Origin of the sequence: Kitasatospora sp. MBT63 (assembly GCF_000710465.2) — a bacterium.
In the GTDB taxonomy this organism is placed as follows: domain Bacteria; phylum Actinomycetota; class Actinomycetes; order Streptomycetales; family Streptomycetaceae; genus Kitasatospora.
The window spans coordinates 2,191-12,526 of the sequence record NZ_JAIZ01000581.1; the positions used below are offsets into that span (position 1 = coordinate 2,191).

At 75.1% G+C, this 10,336-nt stretch carries 11 protein-coding genes and 1 pseudogene; 5 read left to right on the forward strand and 7 right to left on the reverse strand.

Annotated features, from left to right (window positions below):
* The 6 genes and pseudogenes from AA75_RS52580 to AA75_RS30465 form a co-directional block, all read right to left on the reverse strand.
* A pseudogene (locus AA75_RS52580) lies at positions 1–123 on the reverse strand (ATP/GTP-binding protein); the annotation flags it as partial.
* Between the two features lie 180 nt (positions 124–303).
* Positions 304–1,740: an acyl-CoA synthetase gene (locus AA75_RS30445; RefSeq protein WP_033823534.1), complete on the reverse strand. Its 1,437-nt coding sequence runs from the start codon at positions 1,738–1,740 to the stop codon at positions 304–306.
* Positions 1,741–1,904: 164 nt separating this feature from the next.
* The gene (locus AA75_RS30450) at positions 1,905–2,309 is read right to left on the reverse strand and encodes a DUF4259 domain-containing protein (protein ID WP_033823535.1); all 405 of its coding nucleotides are present in this window, start codon (positions 2,307–2,309) and stop codon (positions 1,905–1,907) included.
* A gap of 229 nt (positions 2,310–2,538) precedes the next feature.
* Positions 2,539–3,501 carry an electron transfer flavoprotein subunit alpha/FixB family protein gene (locus AA75_RS30455; RefSeq protein WP_033823536.1) on the reverse strand — a complete coding sequence of 321 codons (963 nt, stop codon included), beginning with the start codon at positions 3,499–3,501 and terminating at the stop codon, positions 2,539–2,541.
* Between the two features lie 68 nt (positions 3,502–3,569).
* Complete coding sequence (locus tag AA75_RS30460; RefSeq protein WP_082526941.1) at positions 3,570–4,355, reverse strand: electron transfer flavoprotein subunit beta/FixA family protein; 786 nt, start codon at positions 4,353–4,355, stop codon at positions 3,570–3,572.
* A gap of 401 nt (positions 4,356–4,756) precedes the next feature.
* On the reverse strand, positions 4,757–5,170 hold the full coding sequence (locus AA75_RS30465; protein WP_033823542.1) for a thioredoxin family protein: 414 nt from the start codon (positions 5,168–5,170) through the stop codon (positions 4,757–4,759).
* Between the two features lie 236 nt (positions 5,171–5,406).
* Here AA75_RS30465 and AA75_RS30470 point away from each other — a divergent pair, with 236 nt between their 5' ends.
* From AA75_RS30470 to AA75_RS30480, 3 genes are all read left to right on the forward strand, one after another.
* On the forward strand, positions 5,407–5,844 hold the full coding sequence (locus AA75_RS30470; protein WP_033823543.1) for a DUF4395 domain-containing protein: 438 nt from the start codon (positions 5,407–5,409) through the stop codon (positions 5,842–5,844).
* A gap of 238 nt (positions 5,845–6,082) precedes the next feature.
* A complete protein-coding gene (locus tag AA75_RS30475) occupies positions 6,083–6,850 on the forward strand; it encodes a 1-acyl-sn-glycerol-3-phosphate acyltransferase (RefSeq protein WP_033823538.1) in 768 nt (255 codons plus the stop codon).
* Positions 6,851–6,931: 81 nt separating this feature from the next.
* Entirely contained in the window at positions 6,932–7,234 is a 303-nt protein-coding gene (locus AA75_RS30480; protein ID WP_051813773.1) for a hypothetical protein, read from the forward strand.
* A gap of 37 nt (positions 7,235–7,271) precedes the next feature.
* Here AA75_RS30480 and AA75_RS53785 read toward each other — a convergent pair whose 3' ends face one another.
* Positions 7,272–7,880, reverse strand: a complete 609-nt coding sequence (locus tag AA75_RS53785) for a GNAT family N-acetyltransferase (protein WP_033823539.1) — start codon at positions 7,878–7,880, stop codon at positions 7,272–7,274.
* 85 nt (positions 7,881–7,965) lie between these two features.
* Between AA75_RS53785 and AA75_RS30490 the strand changes: the two genes are divergently transcribed.
* Together AA75_RS30490 and AA75_RS30495 are read left to right on the forward strand one after the other, a co-directional pair.
* Complete coding sequence (locus AA75_RS30490) at positions 7,966–9,186, forward strand: pyridoxal-phosphate dependent enzyme (RefSeq protein WP_199520448.1); 1,221 nt, start codon at positions 7,966–7,968, stop codon at positions 9,184–9,186.
* A 117-nt stretch (positions 9,187–9,303) separates the two neighbouring features.
* Positions 9,304–10,266, forward strand: coding sequence for an alpha/beta fold hydrolase (locus AA75_RS30495; RefSeq protein ID WP_033823541.1), 963 nt, complete (start codon positions 9,304–9,306; stop codon positions 10,264–10,266).
* Positions 10,267–10,336 lie beyond the last annotated feature (70 nt).

Sequence of the window (10,336 nt, forward strand, 5' to 3'; positions counted from 1 at the left end):
CCGCCGCAGAGCGGCCCCGACCAGGGCGGGGTCGAACAGCAGGCTCCCGGGCAGGAGTTCCACCAGCTCCCGGCAGGCGCTGGTCTTGCCCGCCCCGTACGGACCATTGACCCAGACGATCACTGTCTCCCCTGTCGTCGGCCCCGCCCGGCGCGGCCGCGCCGGACGCCTGACGCCGCGCCGTCCGGCGGCCACGCCCACCCCTGGTGGTACCCGCGCCCGCCCGGTCCCCATGCCTCGGACCTGTCCGCCGCCGGTCCGCCGTCGCCGCGCGGGCGGCGCCCGCTCCCCGCCCGGCGCCCCTCAGAGCGCTCGGGTAGCGGTCTGGAGCAGCTGCTTCTTCAGCACCTTGCCCAGCGCGTTGCGGGGCAGCTCGTCCACCAGCACCACCCGGCGGGGCCGCTTGTGGACCGAGAGCCGTTCGGCCACGAACGCCGTCAGCTGTTCGCCCGTCACCGGTCCGTCGGCGATCACGTACGCGACCACGGCCTGGCCGAGGTCGCTGTCGGGGGCCCCGACCACGGCCGCGTCCGCGACGGCCGGGTGGTCGCGCAGCGCCGCCTCCACCTCGCCCGCGCCGATCTTGTACCCGCCGCTCTTGATCAGGTCGACCGAGGCGCGGCCGACGATCCGGTGGAACCCGTCGGGCCCGACCACCGCGACGTCGCCGGTCCGGAACCAGCCGTCGGCCGTCCAGGACTCGGCGTCGGCGTCCGGCCGGTTCAGGTAGCCGGAGAACAGCGTCGGCCCGGCCACCTGCAGCTCGCCGACGCTCTCGCCGTCCGCGGGCAGCGGCTCGCCGTCCTCGCCGACCAGCCGGGTGCGCACCCCGTCGACCGGCAGGCCGACGCTGCCGGGGCGGCGTTCGCCGTCGGCCCGGGTGGAGACGGTGATCAGCGACTCGGTCATGCCGTAGCGCTCGACCGGGGCGTGCCCGGTGACCGCGGCCAGCTGCTCGAACACCGGCACCGGCAGCGGGGCGCTGCCGGAGACCAGCAGGCGGGCCCCGGCCAGCGCGCGCGCCGCGGTGTGGTCCGCCGCCACCCGGGACCACACCGTCGGCACGCCGAAGTACAGGCTGCCGCGCGCGCCCGCGTACGCTTCCGGCGTGGGCCGGCCGGTGTGCACCAGCCGGCTGCCGGTGCGCATCGCGCCGAGCACCCCGAGCACCAGGCCGTGCACGTGGAACAGCGGCAGGCCGTGCACCAGGGTGTCCTCGGCGGTCCACCGCCAGGCCGCGGCCAGCGCGTCCAGGTCGGCGGCGACCGCCGACCGCGGGATCAGCGCACCCTTGGGCGGGCCGGTGGTGCCGGAGGTGTAGAGCACGAAGGCCGGACGGTCCCCGGCGGGCTCGGCGAAGGATCCGCCCGAACGCGCCGTCAGGTCGACCGGCAGCGCCTCGATCTCCTCCCCCGCTCCCGCGTCGCCCGCCGCCCCTTCGCCCGCCGGCACGGCCAGCAGGGTCGCGCCGCAGTCGCGCAGGATGTGGCCGCGCTCCTTCGGCCCGGAGTCGGGCGGCAGCGGCACCACGGGCACCCCGGCGAGCAGCCCACCGACCACCGCCACCACCGTCTCGGCGGCCGGCCGTGCGAGCACGGCCAGCGCGGGGGCGCCGGCCACCCGCTGTGCCACCAGCGTCGCCGCCCCGAGCAGCTGCTCGCGCGACAGCGGCCGGCCGTCGACCACCAGTGCGTCCGCCGCGTCGCCGAAGCCGCCTTCAAGTGCCGTCAGCAGTCCCATGCCCGGGAGCCTACCGGCGCACCGGTGCCCCGCGCGGGCCGATCGCCCCCGCACTCCGGCGCACGCCCGGACGGCCGCGGCGGCTCCCCACTGCGGCCTCACCACTGCGGCCGGCACCCCCCGCCCCGGCCGACCGCCCGTCAGGCCGGCCGTCAGGCCGCCCGTCAGGGTGCCGTCAGCACGGCCCGGAGCCGGCCGAGGTCGCGCCGCCACAGCTCGCCGTGCCCGGCGTCGTCCCAGAGCGCGGCCAGTTCGGAGTCCCCGCCGGTGACCCGGTCCAGCGCGCGGACGGCGAGCGGCCGCAGGTCGCCGGGCAGCTCCGGCAGCGGCTCCTTGGGCCCGTACGCGGAGCCGGACCCGGCGCCGCCCGTCAGCTGCGCGGCGACCAGCGCGGCCGCGGCGACGGCCGGTGCGCCCTCGTCGCCGTCCAGGTACCCCTCGGCGGTGGCCGCCGCGTCCAGGGCCGCCCGGAGCAGCCCCGCGCGCTCCGCCTCCCCCGCCCGGTCGAGGCTGCCGCAGAAGTCCGCCGCGCTGTCGTTGTCGAAGGGTCCGAGGTCCCAGGTGCCCATGCCGCTCTCCCACGTCCGGTGATCCCGACGGTCCCGGTCCGCCCGGTCCGCCCGCATCGTGGCACGGCCCACCGACACCCCACCGGCACGCCGGCACACCACCGACACCCCACCGGCACACCGGCGCACCGCCGACACGTCACCGGGGCCCGGCGCCGGCGGCCGGGCACGCCGAAGGGCGCGGCCCGGGGATCCGGGTGCCGCGCCCTTCGGCGAGGTGCTCGGCGGGTCAGCCCTTGCGGGCCTTGACCTCGCCGGTCAGCTGCGGCAGGACGGTGAACAGGTCACCGACCACGCCGTAGTCGACCAGCTCGAAGATCGGCGCCTCGGGGTCCTTGTTGATGGCGACGATGGTCTTCGAGGTCTGCATGCCGGCCCGGTGCTGGATCGCGCCGGAGATGCCCGCGGCGACGTACAGCTGCGGCGAGACCTGCTTGCCGGTCTGGCCGACCTGGTTGGTGTGCGGGTACCAGCCGGCGTCGACGGCGGCACGCGAGGCGCCGACGGCCGCGCCGAGCGCGTCCGCGAGCTCCTCGACCACGCCGAAGCCCTCCTTGGCGCCGACGCCGCGGCCGCCGGAGACCACGATCGCGGCCTCGGTCAGCTCCGGGCGGCCCGAGGACACCCGCGGGGTGCGCGAGGTGACCTTGGCGGCCTTGCCGGTGAACTCGACGGTGACGTTCTCGACCGCGCCGGCGGCCGGGGCGGCCTCGGGGCTGGTGGAGTTCGGCTTGACGGTGATGACCGGCGCGCCCTTGGTGACCTTGGACTTGACCTGGAACGAGGCCGCGAACACCGACTGGGTGGCGACCGGACCGCCGTCGCCGGCCTCCAGGTCGACGGCGTCGGTGATGATGCCCGAGCCGAGGCGGAGCGCGACCCGGGCCGCGATCTCCTTGCCCTCGCCCGAGGAGGTGACCAGCACCGCGGCGGCGTCGGCGGCCTTGGCGATCTGGGTCAGCGCGTCGACCTTCGGCACCACCAGCAGGTCGGCGAACTCGGCGCCGTCGGCGACGTACACCTTGGCCGCGCCGTACTCGCCGGCCTTGGCGGCGATCTCGGCGGCGGCGGAGCCGGCGCCCAGGACCACGGCCGAGGGCTCGCCGATACGGCGGGCCAGGGTCAGCAGTTCGAGGGCCGGCTTGCGGACCGCGCCGTCGGCGTGGTCGACGAGAACGAGAATCTCACCCATTGCTCAATGTCTCCTGTATCTCCTGGCTGCCCGGCACATCGTGCCCGGCAGCCACCACGTCCAACGGGTCAGATGAACTTCTGCTCGGCGAGGTAGGTGGCCAGCTGCTTGCCGCCCTCGCCCTCGTCCTTGACGATGGTGCCGGCGGTACGGGCCGGGCGGGCCGCGACGGCCTCGACGGCGGTCCAGGAGCCGGCCAGGCCGACCTCGTCCGCCTCGATGTCCAGGTCGTCCAGGTCCAGCGACTGCACCGGCTTCTTCTTGGCGGCCATGATGCCCTTGAAGGACGGGTAGCGGGCCTCGCCGGACTGGTCGGTGACCGACACGACGGCGGGCAGCTCGGCCTCGACCTGCTCGGTGGCGGCGTCGCCGTCACGGCGGCCCTTGACCACGCCACCCTCGACCGAGACCTCGGAGAGCAGGGTGACCTGGGGCAGGCCCAGGCGCTCGGCCAGCAGCGCCGGCAGCACGCCCATGGTGCCGTCGGTGGAGGCCATGCCGCAGACCACGAGGTCGTAGCCGACCTTGTCCAGGGCCTTGGCGATGATGGCGGAGGTGCCGATCACGTCGGTGCCGTGGATGTCGTCGTCGTTGACGTGGACGGCCTTGTCGGCACCCATGGACAGGGCCTTGCGCAGGGCGTCCTTGGCGTCGTCCGGGCCGACCGTCAGGACGGTGACCTCGGCGTCGCCGGAGGCCTCGGCGATGCGGAGCGCCTGCTCCACGCCGTACTCGTCCAGCTCCGAAAGGAGGCCGTCCACGCCCTCCCGGTCGGTGGTGGTGTCGTCCGCGAAGCGACGGTCACCGGTCGCGTCGGGCACGTACTTCACACAGACAACGATCCTCAAGCTCACGGCCTGTCTCCTGTACTGGTCTCGTCCGGCGGCTGCGGCTGTGCAATGGGCGGAGCTGACGCTTCCAGGCCCACGCGGGCTGCGTCTTCCTGAGCCCGTCCGGAACTTCCTGGCAGCATACTCGCCAGTAGCTTAGCCGTCACTACTGGCCAGTAGCTTAGCGCTGCCCGGACCCCGGCCGACCGCCCCGCACCCCGCACCTGCCCCGGACACGACGCCCGGACGGAAGGGGGACGGAACGGCTGCACTGCCGTCTTCGCCCCATCCTGCCCCAGTGCGGCCCGCATACCACCTGACTGGGCGGCAGATGGGCTGTGAGATTGAAGGTCTTGACAGGCAGCGGGCTGACGACCGCTCCGCCGCGCGCCCGGCGATCACCCCGTGGCAGGCCCGACCGGGCCTCAGACCGCCTCGCCCAGCGCCGCGATCACGTCCGCCCGACGCGGCTGCCCGGACGCCCGGCGCACCACCCGGCCCCCGGCGTCCAGCACCAGCACGGTCGGCGTCCGCAGGACCTCCAGCCGCCGGACCAGCTCCAGCCGCTCCTCGGCGTCCAGCTCCAGGTGCGCCACACCGTCCACCATCGCGGCCACCTCGGCCAGCACCCGGCGGGTCGCCCGGCAGGGCTGGCAGAACGCCGTCGAGAACTGCACCAGCGTCGCCCGCTCCCCCAGCTCGGCCCCCAGGTCCGCGGCCGACAGCCGCACCGCCCCGTCCTTCGCCCGCATCCGCAGCCTCCCGTCCCGCGCGGCACGCCACAGCCCGAAGGCGCTCGCCAGCGCGAGCACCGCCCCGCACACCACCCATCCGGTCACCGCCCCAGTGTGCGCCACCCACGGGGAGGACCGGGCGGGCAGGGCCTCGACCCGGCGGGCACGGGCCCGTACGATCACCGGGTGGACTCCCTCCCCGCCCGGACGACCCGGCTGACCAGCCGCCGCGTGGTCGACCTGTGCCGGGCCACCGCCTCCCGCTGTCGCTGACCCCGCTCCGCCGTCAGCCGCCGCCGGTCCGGCCGGCCGCCCCCACCTCGCAGTACCCGGAGTCCCGCATGCAGATCGACCCGCGCGGGCCGCGCTTCGCCGCCGCGCTCACCAGCCTCCTGCTCGCCGCCGCCCTGATCACCGGCAGCGGCCCCCTGCTCGCCGCCCAGACCGCCGTGTTCGCCGTCGGCGCGCTGGCCGGCCTGGCGTACTCGCCGTACGGCCTGCTCTACCGCTACCTGCTGCGGCCCCGGCTCGGCCCGCCGCGCGAGCTCGAGGACGCCCGGCCACCGCGCTTCGCCCAGGGCGTCGGCCTGGTCTTCGCCCTGGCCGGCACCGCCGGCTACCTCACCGGGGCCGACCTGCTCGGCCAGGTCGCCACCGCCCTCGCGCTGGCCGCCGCCTTCCTCAATGCCGCCTTCGGCTACTGCCTCGGCTGCGAGCTCTACCTGCTGACGCGCCGCGGCCGCGACCGCCTCACCACCCGGCGGGCCGCCGCCGGGTGAGCGCGGCGCGACGCACCAGGTGAGACCGACCAGGTGAGACACAGGTCTCAGGGCTGCCGGGAACCCCACGGCAAATCCCGGCAGCCGGACCCGCTCAGGTGACAGCGGGCACCCCTTCGAGGGATCATCTCCGAGTAACACACCCGTGGCCGCTGCCGCGTGCCGCGTCTCGGACGGCCCCGACCTGCGCCCCGGGTACCACCTGACCGGGCACCAGCCCGTGGGAAGTAGGGCTGACGTGGCAGAGTTCGTGTACCCGCCGGTGATCCGCGCCGCGCTCACCTGCTTCCGCGCGCTGGACGTGCGGATCAGCATCGTGGGCGCCGAGAACATCCCCGCCACCGGCGGGGCGGTGCTGGTGAGCAACCACATCAGCTACCTGGACTTCCTCTTCGCCGGACTCGGCGCCTTCAAGGGCGGCAAGCGCAAGACCCGCTTCATGGCCAAGGACGACGTCTTCAAGCACCCCGTCTCCGGCCCCCTGATGCGCGGCATGAAGCACATCCCGGTGGACCGCACCGACGGCCAGCCCGCCTACGAGGCCGCCGTCCGGGCGCTGCGCGACGGCGAGGTGGTCGGCGTCTTCCCCGAGGCCACCATCAGCCGCTCCTTCACCCTGAAGAAGTTCAAGACCGGCGCCGCCCGGATGGCCGCCGACTCCGGCGCCCCGCTGCTGCCGGTCATCCTCTGGGGCACCCAGCAGCTGTGGACCAAGGGCCGCCCGAAGACCCTCACCAAGCGCCACGTGCCGGTCACCATCATGATCGGCGAGCCGATCGAGCTCACCGCGCAGGACAAGCCCGTGATGGTCACCCGCCGGCTGCGCGCCGCGATGACCGAGATGCTCGACCGCGCCCAGCGCGAGTACCCCGGTAAGCCCGCCGGCCCCGAGGACACCTGGTGGCTCCCCGCGCACCTCGGCGGCACCGCGCCCACCCTGGAGGTCGCCGAGGCCGAGGACGAGGCGGAGAACGCCGAGAAGGCCGCCCGCCGCGAGGCCCGCTGACAGCAGGCCGACACCCCCGGCCGGACCGGACCACGGGCCGCGGGCCACGGGCCACGACGGACCGCGGAGCGGAGTGCGCGGGTGGGGACGATCGAACCGGCCGTCTTCGACGCGACCGTCGCCGCGGTCCCGTTCCTGTGGGAACTGGCCGCCACCGGGACCGTCACCTGCCGGCCCGGGGTGATCGAGGTGCTGCAGGCGGTTCTCCGGCACGGCAATCCGCCCCGGCCCGAGGTGCAACGGAACGCCCACCGCGCCGTCCTGTGCGGCAGACGGACTGCGGACCGGCTGACCGGGGACGGCGGCCCCGCCGTCCGGGCCGCGGCCCGCGAGCCGGTGACGGCGATCGACGGCCACCGCTGCGAGACCTGCCGCCCAGCCTGACCCGGGGCCCGACGCGGGGCCAGCGCCCCGGGACGGCTCAGCGCGCCGGGCGCCACATCGTCGTCACCACGTGCCCGGTGGCGGTGGTGATACGGCCCCGGGCGGTGAACCCGACGCTCTCGTACCGGCCCAGGTTGGCCGGGTTGGACGACTCCAGGTAGGCGGGCGCCCCGAGCGCGTCCACCTGCTCGAGCCCCTGCGCGAGCAGCCCCATCCCCAGGCCCCTGCCGCGGTGGGCGGTGTGGGTGCCGAGCAGGGTCAGATAGAAGTGCGGCTCGGCCGGGTGCGCCTCCTCCAGCTGGGCGCCGATCTCCATGATCGACCGGGCCACCACCGGCCCGGCCCGCTCCGTCAGCAGCCCCTCCAGGCCGTCCTCCTCCTCGGGCGTCAGCTCGGTACCGCCCGGCGGGATCCACACCGACACCGCCTCCACCCCCGGCGTCACCAGCGTCCACGGGTAGCGCTGCGCGGAAGTCAGGTAGACCCGCCACATCGCCGCCGCCTGCTCGGCCCGCCGCAGCACCTCGGGGAAGGCCGGGCCCCACAGCGGATCGTCGAAGAAGGCGGTGGTCAGGGTCTCGACGGCGGCCCCGAGGTCCGCGGGTCCCGCCACCCGGGCCGGGCCGGGCTGCTGTCCGGTGGTCATCCGCCCACCATAGGCCGGGGCGCGGGGTCCGGTCCTCCCGCCACACGGGCCCTGACCCCGGGCCCTGGCTCTAGGCTGGCTGACCATGACGACGACGAGCGACTCCCTCGCGACCGGCCAGCGTTCCCTCGGCGACCCGTCCGTCCGCTACCCGCTGTGGCCGCCGCTCACCACCGGCTGCCCGGCCACCGCCACCGAGCACCTCGCCTACCCGGTCGAGGTCGACTACGCCTACGACCGGGTGGACCCCGCGCTCTTCGACCGCACCGCACCCGTCCCGGCCGGCCTCGACCGCTGGGCACCGCTGCTCCCCCCGCTGCACGCCCCGGGCCTCGGCGAGGGCCGCACCCCGCTGGTGCCGATCGGCCCCGGACTGTACGTCAAGGACGAGTCCCGCAACCCGACCTGGAGCCACAAGGACCGGCTGAACCGCGTCACGGTCAGCGCCGCACTCGGCGCGGGCGCGCCCGGCATCGTCGCCGCCTCCTCCGGCAACCACGGTGCCTCCGCCGCCGCGTACGCCGCCCGGGCCGGGCTGCCGTGCGTGGTGCTCGCCTCGGCGACGATGCCCGGCGCGGTCGCGTCCTTCCTGCAGTCCTACGGCGCGGTCGTCCTCCCGGTCGAGGAGGCGGCCCGCTGGCCGCTGATGCGCCGGATCGTCGAGCGGACCGGCTTCCACCCCGTCAGCAACACCACCGTCACCCACACCGGCCACGGCTTCGGCCCCGAGGGCTACAAGACCGTCGCGTACGAGATCTACCTCGACCTGGGGGTGCCGGACGCCGTGTTCGTCCCGACCGGCTACGGCGAACTGCTGTTCGGCGTATGGAAGGGCTTCACCGAGCTGCGGCGGCTCGGCCTCACCGACCGCCTGCCGCGGATCTTCTCCTGCGAGCCGGCGACCGCCGGGCCGTTGGCCGCCGCCGTCCGGGCCGGCCGCCCCGCCGCCCGCGTCGGGACCGGCCCGACCGACGCCTACGCGATCTCCTGCGAGGTCGGCGGCTTCCGCGGGGTCCTCGCCCTCGAACGGGACGCGGATCGGGCGCTGCTCGTCGACGACCGCCAACTACGCGCCGCGCAGGGCGAACTGGCCCGCCAGGGCCTGTGGGTGGAACTGTCCGCCGCAGCCGGGCTCGCCGGCTTCACCGCGCTCGAGGGGACCGGGGCCTTCGACGGCGCCGCGGTGTGCGTCACCACCTCGAGCGGCTTCAAGGACCGTGCTGTCGGCAACCATCCCGTCGCGCCGGTCGACGCCACCTGGTCCGCCGTCGAAGCCCGGCTCGCAGCGGCCGGCATCACGGTCTGACCGGGCCCCGGGCGTTCGGGCACCCGGGGCGCGCTTCCGTCATCCGGGCCAGTTGAGGTAGACCTGACACGGCTTCAGCCGCTCCGCGGCCCACTCCGAGCAGGGAGTCCCGTCACCATGTCCGAGATCACGCACCGCATCGTCCGATCCAGCAGCGGCCTCCGGATGCGCGTCGCCGAAGCCGGCGAAGGCCCCCTCGTCCTGTTGCTGCACGGCTTCCCGGAGAGCTGGTACTCCTGGCGCCACCAGCTCACCGCGCTCGCCGACGCCGGGTACCACGCCGTCGCCCCCGACCAGCGCGGCTACGGCGCGACCGGCGGCCCGGACGCCGTCGACCAGTACAGCATCCTGCACCTGGCCGGCGACGCCCTCGGCCTGCTCCCCGCCCTCGGTGCCGAACGGGCCGTCGTGGTCGGCCACGACTGGGGCGCCCCGGTCGCCTGGCACACCGCACTGCTCCGCCCGGACCTGGTCCGCGGCGTGGTCGGGTTGTCCGTACCGCCGTTCCCGCGCGGCGACAAGTTCCCCACCGCCACCCTGCGCCACCTGATCGGCGACGCCTACTACATGCTCTACTTCCAGCAGCCCGGCCCCGCCGAGGCGGAACTCGCCCACGACCTGCCGACCACCTTCCGCCGGATGTTCGCCGGTCGCGCCCGGCTCGGCGAGACCGGCATGCCGCTGGTCCCCGAAGGCGGCGGCTTCCTCGACCTCTTCGAGGACCCGGCCGAGCTGCCGGACTGGCTCACCGAGGCCGACATCGACTTCTACACCGCCGAGTACAGCGCCCACGGGTTCGCCCGCCCGCTCAACTGGTACCGCAACCTCGACCGGAACTGGGAGCTCACCTCCGCCTGGCACGGCGCCCGGATCGAAGCCCCCGCCCTGCTGATCGTCGGCGAGCGCGACCTCGTCGCCGCCAGCCCGCACGCCCGGGACGCGCTCGACGGACTCCACCACCACGTCCCCCGGCTCCAGGAGATCCTCTGGCTCCCCGGCACCGGCCACTGGACCCAGCAGGAACGCCCCAAGGAGGTCAGCGAGGCCCTGATCCAGTTCGTCCAGGGCCTCGACGACTGACGATTCCGCCCGAAAATTGTCCGGAAATGTGAGAAGCCCCTCCGGGGAACCCGGAGGGGCTTCTACTGAA